Below are 16,562 nucleotides of genomic sequence, written 5' to 3'. Positions count from 1 at the left end.
AGGGTGCTGGATTGCGAAGGGTGTGATATGTCTCACCGCATGGGGGTGAGCGTGCGGCCGGGTGGCGCCGGGCGGCGGTACCGGACCGCGAGACGGTTCGCCCGGACAGCCGATCCAGGGGTGACTGACCTGGGAATTCGGTGCTGTCGTGTGCGCCTCCCGGCCGCAGCAACGACTCTGGCATCCCAGGAACGCGTCCGTCATCCATGGACCGTTGCCAACTTCTGCGAAGCCGGATCGGCGAATCAGCGAAGCTTGCGAATGATCAACGGTCCACCTTCCGGTTAGGCTGCGGCATCGTGTCGTTGGGTCGAGGAGCAGGGGGCCGCATGAGCAAGGCGTTCGCCGGGGCGCGGCTGCGCCGGTTGCGGGAGGACCGCGGGCTCAGCCAGGCCGCGACGGCCCGACTGGTCGAGCTGTCGCCCAGCTACCTGAACCAGTTGGAGCACGACGCCCGCCCGCTCACCGTCCCGGTCCTGCTGCGGCTGACCGAGGCGTTCGGCGTCGACGCCGGCTACTTCGCCCCACCCGACAGCGCCCGGCTCACCGCCGAACTGCGCGAATCGCTGGGCGAAGAGATCGCCGGCGGCCGCGTCACTCCCGGCGACCTCGCCGAGGTCGCCGCCCGACTGCCCGCCGTGGCACGACTGCTGACGGATCTGAGCCGCGAGCGGCGCGCCGTCGCCGAGCAGCTCGCAGTCCTCGCGGGCGAGCGCGGGCCCGCGGCCGAGGCCCTCACCCCGCACGAGCAGGTCCGCGAGTTCTTCTACCGCCGCAAGAACTACGTCCACGAGCTCGACACCGCCGCCGAGAACCTGGCCGCGGCCATCCGGCTCCGGCGCGGCGAGGTCCGCGCCGTACTGGCGGAACGACTGGCGGCCGGCCACCGGGTCCAGGTCGCCACCGGCGGCGAGCAACTCCACCGCTACGACCCGAAAGCCCGCGTGCTCCACCTGTCGGGCCGACTGCGCCCCGGCCAGCAGGCCTTCCGGATGGCCACCCAACTGGCCTACCTGGAGCACGACCCGTTGCTCTCCGAACTCGCCGCCCAGGACAGCCCGGAGGGCTCCACCGCCTGGTCACTGACCCGGATCGGCCTGGCCAACTACTTCGCCGCCGCCCTCGTCCTGCCGTACGCCGCGTTCCACACCGAGGCGGAGCGGTCCCGGTACGACATCGAGCACCTCGCCGACCACTTCGGCGTCGGCTACGAGACCGTCTGCCACCGGCTGAGCACCCTGCAGCGGCCGCGGCTGCGCGGGGTGCCGTTCTCCTTCGTCCGGGTCGACCGGGCCGGGAACGTCTCCAAGCGGCAGTCCGCCACCGACTTCCACTTCTCGCGCACCGGCGGCACCTGCCCGCTCTGGAACGTCTACGAGGCCTTCGCCGCGCCCGGCCGGGTGCACGTCCAGGTCGCCGCGATGCCCGACGGCCGCCGCTACCTCTGGACGGCCCGGGCCGTCACCCGCTCCCCGGGCGGCTGGGGCATGCCGGGCAAGACCTTCGCGATCGGGCTGGGCTGCGAACTCCGGCACGCCGACCGCCTCGTCTACTCCGCCGGACTGGACCTGGCCGACCCGGCGGTCGCCACGCCGATCGGCCTTGGCTGCAAGGTCTGCGAACGCCCGGCCTGCCCGCAGCGCGCCGCCCCCGCCATCGGCCGCCCGCTCGCGGTCGACGAGCACACCAGCACCTTCGTCCCCTACCCGGTGAATCCCGAAGCAGGCACCTGACTGACGAGGTCGTCACCCGGACGGGGCCGGCGCAGGCATCCGCGGTGTGCTCACCATGCGGACATTCTTGGGTCATGGCGCACGAGTCCGCCCGGCTCGGCCTAAGCTGGCCGGTGCAGCTGGTTCGCCCTGCCCGCCAGGCAGGGTGTCGTAAGAGGGAACCCGGTGGGAATCCGGGACTGCCCCGCAGCGGTGAGTGGGAACGACCGCCGTCATACGCACTGGGCCCGGGTCGGGTCTGGGAAGCGACGGCCAGTAGGTGTCCGCCCTTCACAAGGTGGACGTGTCCGCGAGTCCGAAGACCTGCCCGCTGCCCGCCCAAGGATGATCCGCGGGCGGACATCCGGTGACCTCGAGGGCGGGTCGGCGACCACACCAGGCGGATCAGGCACGCACTTCTCTGCGGGCTGCCGTCCGGTTCGTCCTCCCTTCGCGTCTTCGTCCCGTCTCCGGGCCACAGGAGCAAGACTCGCGAAGGAGAGTCCCTTGACAGCGAAGTCCGCAGCCGCGGCGACCCTGGCCACCGTCCACGGATACCCCCGCCAGGGACAGGGCCGAGAGCTCAAGAAGGCGATCGAGGGCTACTGGAAGGGCATCGTCACTGCCGACGCCCTCGAGAACACCGCAGCCGATCTTCGCCGGGAGAACTGGCGGCAGCTCGCCGCCGCCGGCGTCACCGAGGTGCCGACCGGTGACTTCTCGCTCTACGACCACGTCCTCGACACCACCGTCGCGGTCGGGGCGATCCCGCCCCGCCACCGCGCCGCGGTCGACGCCGACCCGCTCGACGGCTACTTCGCCATGGCACGCGGCACCCAGGACGTCGCGCCGCTGGAGATGACGAAGTGGTTCGACACCAACTACCACTACCTGGTGCCCGAACTCGGCCCCGACACCGTGTTCGTCGCCAACCCGGCGAAGGCCGTCGCAGAGCTCGGCGAGGCCCTGGCGGCCGGCCACCGGGCCCGGCCCGTGCTGGTCGGCCCGATCACCTACCTCCTGCTCGCCAAGCCCGCCCCGGGGGTGCCTGCCGACTTCCAACCGATCACCCTGCTGGACCGGCTGCTGCCCGTCTACGCCGACCTGCTGGCCGACCTGAAGGCCGCGGGCGCCGAGTGGGTGCAGCTGGACGAGCCGGCGCTCGTCCAGGACCGCACCCCGGCCGAGCTGAACGCCACCGGCCGCGCCTACCGCGACCTGGGTGGCCTCGCCGACCGCCCGAAGCTGCTCGTGGCGAGCTACTTCGACCGCCTCGGCGAGGCACTGCCGGTACTGGCCAAGGCCCCCGTTGACGGGCTGGCCCTGGATTTCACGGGCCCGGCCGCCGCCAACCTCGACGACCTGGCCGCCGCAGGCGGCCTGCCCGGCAAGCGGCTGGTCGCCGGTGTCGTGGACGGCCGCAACATCTGGATCAACGACCTGGAGAAGTCACTCGCCACCCTGGCCACCCTGCTCGGCCTCGCCGGCAGCGTCGACGTCGCGACCTCCTGCTCTCTGCTGCACGTCCCGCTGGACGCCGACGCCGAGCGCGACATCGACCCGCAGATCGCCCGCTGGCTCGCCTTCGCCAAGCAGAAGGCGAGCGAGGTGGCGCTGCTGGCCCGCGGCCTGCGCGAGGGCACCGCGTCGATCACCGCCGACCTCGCCGCCAACCGCGCCGACCTCGCCTCGCGGGCGAACTCGCCGATCACCCGCGACCCGGCCGTCCGCGCCCGCACGAGTGCGATCACCGAGGCCGACGCGCGCAGGCCGCAGGCCTACCCGCAGCGCGCCGAGGCCCAACGCGCCCGCCTCGGCCTGCCGCTGCTGCCGACCACGACCATCGGCTCGTTCCCGCAGACCTCCGAGCTGCGCGTCGCCCGCGCCGACCTGACGGCAGGTCGGATCGACCAGGCCGCCTACCGCGAGCGGATGGAGGCCGAGGTCCGCGAGGTGATCGCCTTCCAGGAGAAGGCCGGACTGGACGTGCTCGTCCACGGCGAACCCGAGCGCAACGACATGGTCCAGTACTTCGCCGAACAGCTCACCGGCTATCTCGCCACCCGGCACGGCTGGGTCCAGTCATACGGCACCCGGTACGTGCGGCCGCCGGTCCTCGCGGGCGACATCTCCCGCCCCCGTCCGATGACCGTCGACTGGTTCCGCTACGCGCAGAGCCTGACGGACCGTCCGGTCAAGGGCATGCTCACCGGGCCGGTCACCATGCTCGCCTGGTCCTTCGTCCGCGACGACCAGCCGCTCGGCGACACCGCCCGCCAGGTCGCCCTCGCCCTGCGCGACGAGGTCACCGACCTGGAGGCCGCCGGCGCGGCCGTCGTCCAGGTCGACGAACCCGCCCTGCGCGAGACCCTGCCGCTGCGCGCCGCCGGCCGCCCGGCCTACCTGGACTGGGCCACCGAGTCCTTCCGCCTGGCGACCTCCGCCGTTCGCGCAGACACGCAGATCCACACCCACATGTGCTATGCCGAATTCGGCGCGATCATGACGGCGATCGACGAGCTCGACGCCGACGTGATCTCCCTGGAGGCCACCCGCTCGCACATGCAGGTCGCCGGCGAACTCGCCGAGGCCGGCTACCCGCGCGAGGTCGGGCCGGGCGTGTGGGACATCCACTCCCCGCGGATCCCCAGCACCGCCGAAGCCGTGGAACTCCTGCGCACCGGCCTCGCGGCAATCCCGGCCGAACGGCTCTGGGTCAACCCCGACTGCGGCCTGAAGACCCGCGGCTGGACCGAGACCAGGGCCTCGCTGGACAACCTGGTCGCCGCTGCTCGGCACCTGCGCGGGGAACTCGCCAACTGACCTGTCAGCCCAGTTCGAAGCGAGGACAAAGCGCCGGTCTCCGGCCGGAAGTCCCGCTGCGAAGCGGTCGGGCTCGGTGCGCTTCGGCAGGCCGGGCCCGGCCATGATCGATCAGGACTTTGCCAACAGTTGTTCCTCATGTCCTGGATAGTTGAGAATGGAACCTTTACGGTTGTTTGCATGCAGATAGCTTTCCTGGCCCGAGCCTTCGGCAACAGCCCGTCCGGCCCCGCCCCGGCACGGGACTGCCGTGGGTGCAACGGCTGGGGCACCCTGGTCGCACCGAACGGTCGAGGGCTGATTGCCTGCCCCGAGTGCCAGGGGAACAGCCACTGACTCGTGTCCCTGCCGATCGGCCGCAGCGGCTCGCGAAGCTGCCGACCCACGGTGGTGACCCTCCGGTCCCGTAACAGGGGTGGGTCCGGTAGGACACTGTTGGCATGCAGCCCGCCGACGTGAAGTTGGTAGTAGGCGCGCGGGGCGGTGATCAGGGCAGTGTCGCCATCCTTCTCGAGCTCCCGCCGCGGCGAGCCGCATGAGGCCGGACCGCATTCGCTGCGACGCGGCGGGCATGGGCTCGTCGGACGGGTTCTCGTCCCGGCGAAGCCGGCTTCCCGGCTCGGGAGAACGGCGCCAAAACAGTGGGCACGGTGCCGTTGGCACCGGGCGGTCGTACCGTTGCGGATCACGCTTCGGCAACCGCCCGGCATACTGCCGTCCTGACCCATGGATGAGAGCGGGGTACGGGTGGTGACGGTGGGCCAGGACCAGATGGCGGGTGTGCGGCCGTCGCGTCGGCCTGCGCGTAGCCAGGTGCGTCACGGGCAGGCGTCGTGTGCGGACTACGGCTGTGCCCGTACAACCTGCCGCCAGGCCGCGCTGCGGGCCCGCCAGCGCCGCGACGCCGACCGCGCCCAGGGCCGGGCCGCCCGCGTCGACCCCACCCCCGCCGCCGTACGCGCTGCCGTCCTGGTCCGCCGCGGCATGTCCGCCCAAGACATCGCGGATGCCGCAGGGATCGCCGTCACCCTTGTCCGCCGTCTGCTGCGCACGCCGGAGAGGCGTCCGGCGCAGATTGCCCGCAGCACCGCGGAGGCCGTCCTCGGCATCCCACTGCCCCGGCGTGACCAGCCCCCGGCGCCGGGCCGCGGCCTGACCGGCGCCGGGCCGGCGGCCGCGGTCCTGTCGGAGCTGGCAGCCCGGGGCTGGCCCGCCACCTACCTTGCCGCCCGCCTGGGCACGAGCACCGCGACTGTCGCAGCCGTGCGAGGCGGGTTCCGCCGCCGCATCTCCATCGCCCTCGACCGGCGCATCCACTCCTTGTGGCTGGACCTGGCCGGCACGACCCCGACCGCGCAGGGCATCCGGCCCTCCGACGCGGCCCGTACCCGTGCTTGGGCGTTGCGAGGAAGGGCGGCCGGTCCGGTCTCCGTGCCGGAGACCGCCACCCGCAGGTGAGGGCCTCGTGCGCGTTCTCGGGACTGGAGCAGAAGTCGAGCCTGGGCGCGCCGGGCGGTACTGCCGTCGAACCGGGGCATCAGGCTCGAGGATGCGCGCTGCCCCTCACCGATGGGCGGTGGATCGCGGAAGTAGCGCTGGGCGGCCGCGGGTGGCGATCACCACAGGCGCAGGCCGGCTCGGGTGTCGTTGGCGCTAAGCGGTGTCAGCAGGGCGATGACAAGCACGGCCAGTGCTGCGCCTGTCGGCCCCGGCCCGAAGCCAAGACCCCCGTGGCCGGGTGCCGACGCGATCCAGTCGGTCATCAGGGCACCGAGAGCGAAGGTGAGCGCGAGCACCGAGTGGGCTGCTGTCCAGCTGACGGATGTCTGCCGGCGGAGCAGGCTGACGGACAGCGTGATGAGCAGGCCGAAGCTGACGATGACCCAGCCGTAGCCGCTGCCGGCCAGCCGTGCGGCCAGGTCCGCCAGGGACACGCCCGCCATCACGGTCACGACGACGGATGCCCAGCCCGCGATCTCCGCTACCGCATCCTTTCCTTCACCCCCGGTCTCACGACGGCGAACGGCGATGCTGGCGGCCACCAGTGCCAGGGTGCACAGGGCTGCCGACAGTACAGAGGAGTGGAGTGTGGTGTGGAGTCGATCGGCTGCCGCGGTGCCGGCCAGACTGCCCACGGCCAGGGCCGCCCACGAGATACCGCGACGCATTCTGGGAGCGGCGATCGCCGCTGCCACGGCACATGCGAGGGCCGGAACAGCCGTAACCAAGGCCGGACCGGCACCGACATGTGCGGAGGCCCAGTCGGCGCCGGCGGCCCCGAGGCCCGAGACGGTGATGAGCGAGAGCCACGATTCCGCCGTCGGGGCGGCGGGCGCCGCCCCGCCGCCCGAACGCGCGGACAACTCGCAACGACTGCTGCCGCGCTGTCTCATCTCCGGCATCCTCTCGATGCGAGGTATCGGCTGGTATCCCGCAGCGTCGCGGCCCCGCGGCCGGACGAGCCGCTCGGCACGCGCCGATGCCCGTCGTGGCTCCGGCCACAAACGCCATCCTGCGTCTACAGAAATGTAGACGCAACCCCGGGCCGCCGCACAGGGCAATCGGGCACGTGTCGGGCCGCGTTTTGCAGACGGGATCTTTCGAACGTCGTCCTCGGGAGGCTTGTCGGGCTGTCCAGGAGCCCGCCCCACCGGGCAGACGTTCGCCACATCCCCGCCCAGGCTGCTCGCGTTGCGGAGTTTCCCGGACCTCCTATGGTCGCTGATGTGACTTCCGTCGATCGACGTACGCTCCTGCGCTCGGCGGCCCTGGGCGCCGCCGCGGCGGCCGTTGCCGCCTGCAGCCAAAGGAGCGCCGCCCCGCCTGCCCCCAGCACCGCACCCACGATCAGGCGCTCTCCGCCGCCCGGCCCCGACGGCCGCGGCTCCCCGCCGGCGACCGACCATGCGATACCGGCCCTCCCGTCCGGAACACCGTTCCTGATCACGGCCGGCCCGACGGACCGGCCACGGGTGGCGCTCACCTTCCACGGCCAGGGCAGCCCGGAGTTCACCAGGGCGGTCCTGGACGCAACTTCAGCCGGTGGGGCCCGCATCACCGTCCTGGCCGTGGGCACCTGGCTGGACGAGCAGCCCCAACTCGCCCGATCGGTCCTGGACGGTGGCAACGAACTCGGCAACCACACCCTGACCCACGGCAACATCTCCGCCATGACCGCCGAGGCCGCCTACGCCGAGATAGCAGGCTGCGCCGACCGCCTGAAGCGGCTCACCGGCTCACCCGGACGCTGGTTTCGTCCGTCCCAGGCCGAGGATTGCACGCCCGTTGTCGCCGCCCAGGCCCGCCGGGCCGGCTACGAGCACTGCCTCAGCTACGACTTGGACTCCCTCGACTACACCGACCCCGGCGCAGCCGCGGTGCGGCGAACGGTCCTGGCCCGCATCCGACCGGGCTCCGTGGTGAGCCTCCACCTCGGCCACCAAGGAACTGCCGAGGCGCTTCCCGCCATCCTCGCAGGCTTGCGGGCCCGGGGCCTTCAGGCCGTCACTGCAACGGAGTTGTTCATTTGATGAGGACGACAACCCCACCCCGGCGCCGGTCCGCCCTGAAGGTCCTCGCCGTTGCGGCAGGGCTCGTGCTCACGGTGCCCGCGTGCAGCTCCTCCACGGCGGGACCGGCGGCAGGACCGCCCGCAGCCTCCCAACCACAAGGCACTGGTGGGCAGTCGACACCGTCCGCCGTTCCAGGTGCCCTGCCCGGCATGCCGGGCCTCCTCGACCCGAACGACGTGTACGCGGCCGACCGCCCCGGACAGTTGTCACCCGTCGTGCAGGGATTCCCCTCCCGCGTCTACGTCCCCAACACCCTGTCCGACACCGTGACCGTCATCGACCCGGCGACGTACAAGGTGATCGGAACCATCGGGGTCGGTCACCAGCCGCAGCACGTCGTCCCCTCCTGGGACCTCAAGACGCTGTGGGTCAACAACGACCTCGGCAACACGCTCACTCCCATCGATCCCTCGACGGGCAAGGCCGGGGTACCGGTCGACGTCCATGACCCGTACAACCTCTACTTCACCCCGGACGGCAAGTACGCCGTCGTGATGGCCTCGCAGGACCGGCAACTGGTCTTCCGGGACGCCCACACCATGCAGCAGGTCAAGACCGTCCCGGTCAACTGCGCGGGCGTCAACCATGCCGACTTCTCACCCGACGGCCGTTACTTCATCGTCTCGTGCGAATTCTCCGGCGAGCTGCTCAAGGTCGACACCGCCTCGATGACAGTTGTCGCCCAGCAGAAGCTGCCGATGGAGGGCGCGATGCCGCAGGACGTCAAGATCTCGCCGGACGGCCGCACCTGGTACATCGCCGACATGATGGCCAACGGCCTGTGGGTACTGAACGGCGACACCTTCGCCACCCCCACGCTGCTGCCCACCGGCAAGGGCACCCACGGCCTCTACGTCAGCCGGGACTCCAAGAGCCTGTACATCTCCAACCGCGGGGAGGGAAGCATCTCCGTCCTGGACTTCGCCACCGGCAAGCCGAGAGCCAAGTGGCAGCTCCCCGGGGGCGGCAGCCCGGACATGGGCGGAGTGTCGGCCGACGGCAAGGTCCTGTGGCTCAGCGGCCGCTACAACGCGGAGGTCTATGCCCTGTCCACCGACGACGGACACCTGCTCGCCCGGATCCCCGTAGGGCTGGGTCCGCACGGCCTGTGCGTCTACCCCCAACCCGGCCGGTACTCGCTCGGCCACACCGGCGTCTTCCGCTGACCAGACCCGGCCCGCGCCCAACCGGCGCCACCTCGCCACTCCGCTGCGGACCCCAGCAGAACGGTGAATGCCGTCGGAGCCCTCGAGGCCGGGTGAGGGGGCCTCCGACAGCCTCGGCGAGATCCCATGCGGACACCAGGTTAATGCTGCTGCCGGAGCCGGAGCCGGAGCCGGAGCCGGAGCCGGAGCCGGAGCCGGAGCCGGAGCCGGAGGTCCGGGTGAAGGCGGCGGCGGATTCCTGTCCTTGCTCCCCTTCGTTGGCGACTTCGACAACCGAAGTCCCGCTGGTGCCGCTCGGCCGACCGCGCCGAGGCCGACAGCCTTCGCCGGCTCACCGGTGACTTCCCCGACGAGCCGCTCACAGCCACCTTGCCTGCTGACCCCGGGGGAGGGCCGCCCGCCGGGACGAGGAGACCTCGGCCCGGCAGACCGCTCAGGTCGGTGGAAGTCGCAGCAGTCACGAGGCCGGGCACCGGTGCCGCCAGGAGATGCCTGCCAGTGCGCTCCACGGGTCTGCGCCCCCTGGTGCCTGCTGTCGCTGACGTGGGCGTGAACGATCAGGCGCTATGGACGGGCGGCTGCCGACCCGAGCTGGCCCACCTGCCACAATCCCCGCCCGGCCTCGCAGAACATCGGATAGCGGCGCAGCACCGCCAGTAGCTCGTCCATCTGCTCCCGGTGCCGCCCCTCGACCTGGCCGAGCTCTTCCAGGATGCGGGTCGGCTCATCGGCCCTGGCGCCTCGGCGAGCACCCGGTCTACCCGATGGAGGAGCTCCTGACCCGGCGTTCCGCGTTCCGCAGCACTCCACAGCGTTTCTGCCTGGGCGTGCCGTTCCGTCATCTCGGTGAGTGCCGGTTCGGCTCTGGACCAGTGGTCCTTCCAGAAGCCGCGACGCTGCGGATCGCGGGGGCGCGGCGGGCGTCGGCGGTAGTACCAGCTGGCACCGAGTACACCGACCGTGACGCCGCTCCTGGCTCGAGGCGGCCGGGCTGGGCATGCCGCCATTGCGGCTTGCTCGACGCCCGGCGGTGACAGCTCCCCGCTACGTGTTGGCCGTGGGTGACGTGATGGGCAGGGTGGTGCGGAAGGTGGTGGTTCCGGGTGCGTTGTCCACGACGGTGAGGGTGCCGCCGTGGATGGCGGCGATGTCGCGGGCGATAGGCAGGCCGAGGCCGGTGCCGCCGTCGTCGCGGCTGCGGGCGTCATCGAGGCGGGCGAACCGCTCGAAGATCTTTTCGCGGTCGTCCGGGTCGATCGGCGGGCCGTCGTTGGAGACGTCCAGCACCGCCTGCCCGGATGCCACGTCCACGTCGAGGCGGACGGTGATGTGGCGCTGGGCATGGCGTTGGGCGTTGTCGAGCAGGTTGGTCAGCAGCCGACCCAGCCACAGCGGGTTGCCGGGGACCGTGATCTCGTCGGCCGCTTCCACCGCAACGGGGTGCTGTTCGGTGCCGCGGGAGCGGACGGCGGTGTGGACCAACTCGGTGAGGTCGACGGGCTGATCGGGCCGGTCGTGCGCGCCGTCGAGCCGGGCCAGGAGCAGCAGGTCGGTGGCGAGGGCCTGGAGGCGTTCGGTGTCCTTCAGCGCGCCGGCCACCAGGTCGGCCCGGACCTCGGGGTCAGGGTGGGTGGAGGCGACCTCCAACTGGGTGCGCAGGACCGCGAGGGGGCTGCGCAGTTCGTGGGAGGCGTCGGCGATGAACCGGCGCTGGCGTGTACCGGCGTCTTCGAGGCGCTCCAGCATGGCGTTCATGGTGTCGGCGAGGCGGGAGATCTCGTCGTCGCTCCGCGGGTCGGGGACACGGCGGTCCAGGGCACGGTCGCCGATGGCGGCTACCTCGGCGCGGATCGCCTCGACCGGTTGCAGCGCACGGCCGGCGGCGCGCCAGGTGAGGAAGGCGACGGTGAGCAGCAGGACGGCGGAGAGGGCGGCGAGGGCGGCCGTGGCGAGGTCCTCGGCGGTGTCGGCGGTCCGCAGGGAGGCACCGACGTGGATGGTCACGGGGCCGGTCGGTGTGCTGGTGGTGAGGGTGGTGACCCGCTGGTGGTGTTCGTCGCCGAGTTCGCCGAGGTTGTAGCTGAAATGGCCGTTGCGCGGGTCGGTGGTGGTCAGGACGGGTCGGCCGGTGATGTTCTGGCTGGCGGCGACGACCGTGCCGTCGGCGTCGACGACCTGGATGAAATCGGTGCCGTGGTCGAGGGACAGGGTGTCGGTGAGATGCCCCTGGTTGGCGAGCCGGGCGACGGCCAGGGCCTGTTCGCGGGCGCCCGTCTGCACGGTGCGTTCCAGCGTGGTGCGCAGCAGCAGGAGGACGGCGGCTGATGCGATGAACAGAACGATGGCGACGCTGGCGACGGCGGCGATTGTGGTGCGGGTGCGGACGGAGCGCGGTTGCAGGCGGCGGACGGCCGCGGCGACGCGGGGATGCCCGGCGAGGCGGTGCAGGACGGCCCGGATGCGGCGTCCTACGGCGCGCAGCGGCCCGCGAGTCGTGGCCGGGCTTGAGGTGGGGGCCGGGGTCGGGTCAGCCACCGTCGGCCGCCAGTCGGTAGCCGGCGCCGCGGACGGTCTGCAGCGCGGAGCGGCCGAACGGGGTGTCGATCTTGCGGCGCAGGGAGCTGACGTGGACCTCGACGGTGTTGGGGTCGCTGTCGGGGCCGCTGTCCCAGACCTCGTCGAGGATCTCCCGCTTGGAGACGGCCTCACCGGCCCGCCGGGCGAGGTGGTCGAGGATCGCGAACTCGCGCGGTGTGAGGGGGACGGCGACGCCGGCGCGCGTGCAGGTGCGGGCAGCGGAGTCGACCACGAGGTCGCCGAGGACGGTGCGCCGCGGTGCGCGGCTGCCGATCCGGCGGGCGAGTGCCTTGAGCCGGGCGACGAGGACGACGAAGGAGAACGGCTTGGACAGGTAGTCGTCGGCGCCGGTGTCCAGGGCCTCGGCCTCGTCCCACTCGCCGTCCTTCGCGGTGAGCATCAGGATGCCGACGTCGTTGCCGGCCGCCCGCAGCCGTGAGCACACCCGGTAGCCGTTGAGTCCGGGCAGCATGATGTCGAGGACGATCACGTCGTAGGTGTGGTCGGTGGCCTTGGCCAGGCCGGACAGGCCGTCGGGGGCGATGTCGACGGTGAAGCCCTCGGCTGTCAGGCCGTGCTGTAGGGCCTGGGCCAGCCGTTGTTCGTCCTCCACCACCAGTACGCGCATGACCACCAGCGTCGCAGGTCGCAGCTGCTGGAAGCTGAAGGCACCTTCAGGTCTTCAGCGGGTCTTCAGCAGCGTTTCGCCATGCTGACCTTGTTGCCCGGGGTCGGCCCGGGCCACGCCGAGGATCGGGGTGGGTGCCGTGACTGAGCCCGTTGGCACCGGGGGATTGCAGGAGCAGCCGGGACGCAAGGTGCGCGCCGGCCGGTGGGTGCGCAGCCGCTCGGCGCGCTGGGTCGCGGTCGGTGCGGCCGTGGTGGTGATCGGTGGCGGCGCGGCCGCGGCCGCGATACACCACGAGGAGGAGGGCCACGGTGACCACCGCATGGTGTCCGCGGCCGACGGCAAGCACCACCGCATGGTGACGAAGGGCGACGACGAGGTCGGTGACATCCGCGGCCCGGAGGACGGCCGCACCGGCCGCGACGGTGGGACCCGGGGCGACGACGGCGCGAAGGCGGCCCCGGCGCCGCTGCCGTCGCTGGCGGCGGCGGACGCGCTTGCCAAGGCGCAGGCCGCCGTCGCCGGCGGCAGGGTCGAGTCGCTGACCACGGTTGCGCAGCAGGGCGGCGGCCGGGCGTGGCAGGCCGTCGTTGTCGGCCCGGACGGGGTCCGGCACGTGGTGACCGTCGACGGCACGAGCGGCACCCTGACCGGCAACACGGTCCTGAACGGCTGATTCAACGGGTCGGCGCGGCGGGGTCGCGCCGTGCAGAAGGGAGTGCGCCGCCTTGGGCGCCACGACAACCACCGCTGCGGCCCACCGCCGCCAGGATCTGTCCCAGCGGCCGGTGTGGAGCAAGGTCCCGCAGGTCACGACCGTGTTCTGGATCGTCAAGATCCTCACGACCGGGATGGGCGAGACCACCTCCGACTACCTCGCCCGCACCCTGGGGCCCGTCCCGGCGGTCGGCGCGGCCGGCGTGCTGCTGGCCGTCGCGCTGGCCGCGCAGGCGCGTTCCCGCCGCTATGTGCCAGTCGTGTACTGGGCGGCGGTGGTCATGGTGAGCGTGTTCGGCACCATGGCCGCCGACGTCGCGCACGTCGCCCTCGGCGTGCCCTACACCGCGTCCGCGTTCGCGTTCGCCACGGCCCTCGCCCTGGTCTTCGCCGTGTGGCGCCGGGTCGAGGGCACCCTCGCGGTGGAGAGCGTCGCCGGCGGGCGCCGCGAGGTCTTCTACTGGCTGGCGGTCATGGCCACGTTCGCGCTCGGCACGGCCGTCGGCGACCTCGCCGCCGCCACCCTCGGCTGGGGCTACCTGCCCTCCGGGCTGCTGTTCGCCGCCCTGATCGCCCTGCCCGCGCTCGCCCACCGCCTGGTGCCGGGCCTGTCGCCCGTCCTCACCTTCTGGTGGGCCTACGTCCTCACCCGGCCGCTGGGCGCGTGCTTCGCCGACTGGGCCGGCGTCAGCCACCAGCGCGGCGGCCTCGACCTCGGCACCGGCCCGGTCAGCCTCGTCCTCGCCGTCGTCATCGCCGCAGCCGTCACCGCCCTCGCCGCCGGCGAGCGGCGCGCACCCGCCGCGACCTGAGACCCCTGCCCCTGCCCCTGCCCCTGCTAGGAAAGGCGCCACCCGATGCACCTCTCGTCCACGCTGCTGGCCGTCAACCCGCTGGACGCGGGCTCCCTACTCGGCGCGTTCGGTGCCCTGGGCATCGCCGCCGTGCTGTTCGCCGAGACCGGCCTGCTCGTCGGCTTCTTCCTCCCCGGCGACTCCCTGCTGTTCACCGCCGGCCTGCTGTGCACCACCGGCGCCCACAGCGGCCCCCACCTCGACCTCGCCCAAGTCCTCGCTGCGGCCGCCGTCGGAGCCCTCGCCGGCGCCCAGGTCGGCTACATCATCGGCCGCCGCGGCGGCCGCACCCTGCTCGCCCGCTCCCGCAACAAGCGCCTCCACGAAGGCGCCGTCCGCGCCGAGGAACTCCTCAACCGCTACGGCCACGGCAAGGCCGTCGTCCTCGCCCGCTTCGTACCCGTCGTGCGCACCGTCCTCAACCCGCTCGCCGGCGCCCTCGGCGTCAACGCCCGCACCTTCACCCTCTGGCAGGTCGTCGGCGGCCTTGTGTGGACCCTCGGCCTCGTCCTCGCAGGCTACGCACTCGGCTCGTCCGTGCCGAACGTCGACCACTACCTGCTGCCGATCGTGGCCGTGGTCGTGGCGGTGTCCCTGCTGCCGCTGGCGGTGGAGCTGCTGCGCTCCCGCCGCCAGGCGAGGGCGCGATGACGGCCGCGCACAGTCTGCTCGCCTTCGACGGGCGCCCGGTCGACGGCGGCCTGTACCTGCGCGCCGACCACTTCGCCCAGCACCTGCCTGGGGGTATCCGCGAGGCGATCGCGGTGTTCTCCGCCTGGGGACTGGGCCTGCTGGCGGTGCTGATGCTCGCCGCGTGGTGGCGGGCGCGGCGCACCGACAGCGCGGCGATGTCCCGGGCCCTGGCCTCGCCGCTGTGCGTGGTCGCGGCGTTCGCCGCCGACACCCTCCTCAAGAGCGTGCTGCGCGAGCCGCGCCCCTGCCAGGTCCTGCCTGCCGGACCCACGCTGGAGGCGTGTCCCGCGACGGGTGACTGGGCGCTGCCGAGCAACCACACCGTCATCGTGTTCGCCGGCGCGGCCGCCCTGTGGCTGGTCGACCGCCGCATCGGTGCTCTCGCCCTGCTCCTGGCCGCGGCCATGGGCGTCTCGCGCGTCCTGGTCGGCGTGCACTACCCGCACGACGTCGTGCTCGGCGCGCTGGTCGGCACCGCAGCGGGCTACGGTCTCGGCCTGTTGGCAGGCCGCGGCGGGGCCTTGGTCGACCACGCCCGGTCGGGCCGGTTGCAGTGGTGGCTGGCCGCATGAGCGGCATCGGGCCCAGATGGCCCGTCGCCGAGAAGGCGGCGCCGGTCGTGGGTGCCGCGTGGGCGGGCTTCGCGGCCGTGGCCGCGGTGCTCGCCGGCCACGGATGGGCACCGTTCGGCTTCGAGCGGGCCGCCGTCGACTGGGCCGTTGCCCACCGGCCGCCCGCCGCCCGGGCCGCGGCTCTCGCCGTCACGTCGCTCGGCAGCGGCGTGGTGCCCTACGCCCTGGCCCTGGCTGCAGGAGCCGTCACCCTGCGGGCCGAGCCCGGCCCGCGCCCCCGGAGCCGGACGGTGCTGCTGCTGGTGGCACCGGTGCTGTGGCTGATCGCGGGCCAACTCCTGCGCCAGGGGTTCATGCACGCCTTCGGCCGCCCCCGCCCGCCGGCGGCCGACTGGGCGACCGCGGCGGCCGGCTTCGCCTTTCCTTCCGGGCACGCGTTCACCTCGGCCGTCAGCGCCGGCCTGCTCGCCCTGGCCGTCATCCGCACCCGGTCCGCCTCGGCCCGGATCACGGTGGCGATCGCCGCCGTGTTCGCCGCCGCGGTCGGACTCAGCCGGATCTACCTCGGCGTGCACTGGCCGCTGGACGTCCTCGGCGGCTGGCTCCTCGCCGCCGGCTGGCTGGCCGCCGCAAGCGTGGTCGTGCCGAGAATCTCCCGCACCGTGCCGCAGCAACCGAACGGGCCTGCAGCCAGAAGCGACGTGCACCCGGACCGCTAGCGCCCGCCGTCCGTCAGCGGCACGCACCGAAGGGGATACATGGCCGAGGCGGCGTCAGGATGCCGTGGCCGCGCCCCGGACGCCCCGGACCTTCCGGCAGGCCGCAGCTGATGCCTCGTCGGCGGGCACGCCCGAATCGTTGTCTACACGCGAGTAGACGAATTAGGGAACCCTCAGTAAGGTGTGCCTTGCCTTGCTGGCCGGGCGTGCTCCCGGCCGCGCGGCGCCATCCCCTCACGCCCTTCCGGAGCACCTCCATGCCTGCCATACGCCGCTCGACCACCGCGACCCTCCTCGCCCTCGCCGTGGCCGGCGCAGCCCTGGCCGGCTGCTCCAAGAAGGACGACGCCGCCTCCGCGGACGCGGTGAAGGTGACCGCCTCCGACTCCGCGTGCGAGGTCGCGAAGACGAGCTTCCCGGCCGGCGCGGTCGAACTCTCCGTCCAGAACAAGGGCTCGAAGTCCACCGAGGTCTACGTCTACGCCGCCGGCGACAAGATCGTCACCGAGCGCGAGAACATCGGCCCGGG

The 16,562-nt window shown here is 72.6% G+C and carries 14 protein-coding genes and 1 riboswitch; of the genes, 11 read left to right on the top strand and 3 right to left on the bottom strand.

Annotation, left to right across the window (positions count from 1 at the left end; all coding sequences use genetic code 11):
• Positions 1–329 precede the first annotated feature (329 nt).
• From AB0O09_RS30660 to AB0O09_RS30650, 3 genes are all read left to right on the top strand, one after another.
• Positions 330–1,733, top strand: a complete 1,404-nt coding sequence (locus tag AB0O09_RS30660) for a short-chain fatty acyl-CoA regulator family protein (RefSeq protein WP_363547202.1) — start codon at positions 330–332, stop codon at positions 1,731–1,733.
• Positions 1,734–1,836: 103 nt separating this feature from the next.
• Positions 1,837–2,059, top strand: a riboswitch (cobalamin riboswitch).
• A gap of 160 nt (positions 2,060–2,219) precedes the next feature.
• Positions 2,220–4,535 carry a 5-methyltetrahydropteroyltriglutamate--homocysteine S-methyltransferase gene (metE, locus tag AB0O09_RS30655; protein ID WP_363547199.1) on the top strand — a complete coding sequence of 772 codons (2,316 nt, stop codon included), beginning with the start codon at positions 2,220–2,222 and terminating at the stop codon, positions 4,533–4,535.
• A gap of 813 nt (positions 4,536–5,348) precedes the next feature.
• Entirely contained in the window at positions 5,349–5,993 is a 645-nt protein-coding gene (locus AB0O09_RS30650) for a hypothetical protein (protein WP_363547197.1), read from the top strand.
• A 158-nt stretch (positions 5,994–6,151) separates the two neighbouring features.
• Here the strand turns inward: AB0O09_RS30650 and AB0O09_RS30645 are convergent, their stop codons facing one another.
• Positions 6,152–6,577, bottom strand: coding sequence for a hypothetical protein (locus tag AB0O09_RS30645; RefSeq protein WP_363547194.1), 426 nt, complete (start codon positions 6,575–6,577; stop codon positions 6,152–6,154).
• 204 nt (positions 6,578–6,781) lie between these two features.
• Between AB0O09_RS30645 and AB0O09_RS30640 the strand changes: the two genes are divergently transcribed.
• Together AB0O09_RS30640 and AB0O09_RS30635 are read left to right on the top strand one after the other, a co-directional pair.
• A complete protein-coding gene (locus tag AB0O09_RS30640) occupies positions 6,782–8,065 on the top strand; it encodes a polysaccharide deacetylase family protein (RefSeq protein WP_363547309.1) in 1,284 nt (427 codons plus the stop codon).
• Positions 8,066–8,256: 191 nt separating this feature from the next.
• A complete protein-coding gene (locus AB0O09_RS30635) occupies positions 8,257–9,273 on the top strand; it encodes a YncE family protein (RefSeq protein ID WP_363547191.1) in 1,017 nt (338 codons plus the stop codon).
• Between the two features lie 1,044 nt (positions 9,274–10,317).
• On the opposite strand, the gene AB0O09_RS30630 is transcribed toward AB0O09_RS30635, so the two are convergent.
• The gene (locus AB0O09_RS30630) at positions 10,318–11,808 is read right to left on the bottom strand and encodes a HAMP domain-containing sensor histidine kinase (protein ID WP_363547189.1); all 1,491 of its coding nucleotides are present in this window, start codon (positions 11,806–11,808) and stop codon (positions 10,318–10,320) included.
• Positions 11,801–12,478: a response regulator transcription factor gene (locus tag AB0O09_RS30625; RefSeq protein ID WP_363547186.1), complete on the bottom strand. Its 678-nt coding sequence runs from the start codon at positions 12,476–12,478 to the stop codon at positions 11,801–11,803. The genes AB0O09_RS30630 and AB0O09_RS30625 overlap by 8 nt, the downstream gene beginning before the upstream one ends.
• Before the next feature lie 139 nt (positions 12,479–12,617).
• Between AB0O09_RS30625 and AB0O09_RS30620 the strand changes: the two genes are divergently transcribed.
• The 6 genes from AB0O09_RS30620 to AB0O09_RS30595 form a co-directional block, all read left to right on the top strand.
• Positions 12,618–13,154, top strand: a complete 537-nt coding sequence (locus AB0O09_RS30620; RefSeq protein ID WP_363547184.1) for a hypothetical protein — start codon at positions 12,618–12,620, stop codon at positions 13,152–13,154.
• 97 nt (positions 13,155–13,251) lie between these two features.
• On the top strand, positions 13,252–14,007 hold the full coding sequence (locus AB0O09_RS30615) for a hypothetical protein (RefSeq protein ID WP_363547306.1): 756 nt from the start codon (positions 13,252–13,254) through the stop codon (positions 14,005–14,007).
• 45 nt (positions 14,008–14,052) lie between these two features.
• Positions 14,053–14,700: a DedA family protein gene (locus AB0O09_RS30610; RefSeq protein WP_363547181.1), complete on the top strand. Its 648-nt coding sequence runs from the start codon at positions 14,053–14,055 to the stop codon at positions 14,698–14,700.
• Positions 14,697–15,314, top strand: coding sequence for a phosphatase PAP2 family protein (locus AB0O09_RS30605; RefSeq protein ID WP_363547178.1), 618 nt, complete (start codon positions 14,697–14,699; stop codon positions 15,312–15,314). Before AB0O09_RS30610 ends, AB0O09_RS30605 begins: the two co-directional genes overlap by 4 nt.
• Complete coding sequence (locus tag AB0O09_RS30600) at positions 15,311–16,033, top strand: phosphatase PAP2 family protein (RefSeq protein WP_363547175.1); 723 nt, start codon at positions 15,311–15,313, stop codon at positions 16,031–16,033. Before AB0O09_RS30605 ends, AB0O09_RS30600 begins: the two co-directional genes overlap by 4 nt.
• 257 nt (positions 16,034–16,290) lie before the next feature.
• The coding region (locus AB0O09_RS30595) for a cupredoxin domain-containing protein (protein WP_363547172.1) at positions 16,291–16,562 on the top strand (272 nt) is incomplete at its 3' end.

The organism is Kitasatospora sp. NPDC093679 (assembly GCF_040683455.1).
Classification (GTDB): domain Bacteria; phylum Actinomycetota; class Actinomycetes; order Streptomycetales; family Streptomycetaceae; genus Kitasatospora; species Kitasatospora arboriphila.
The sequence above is the reverse complement of the archived record's forward strand: the minus strand, read 5'-3'. Positions and strand labels throughout refer to the sequence as shown.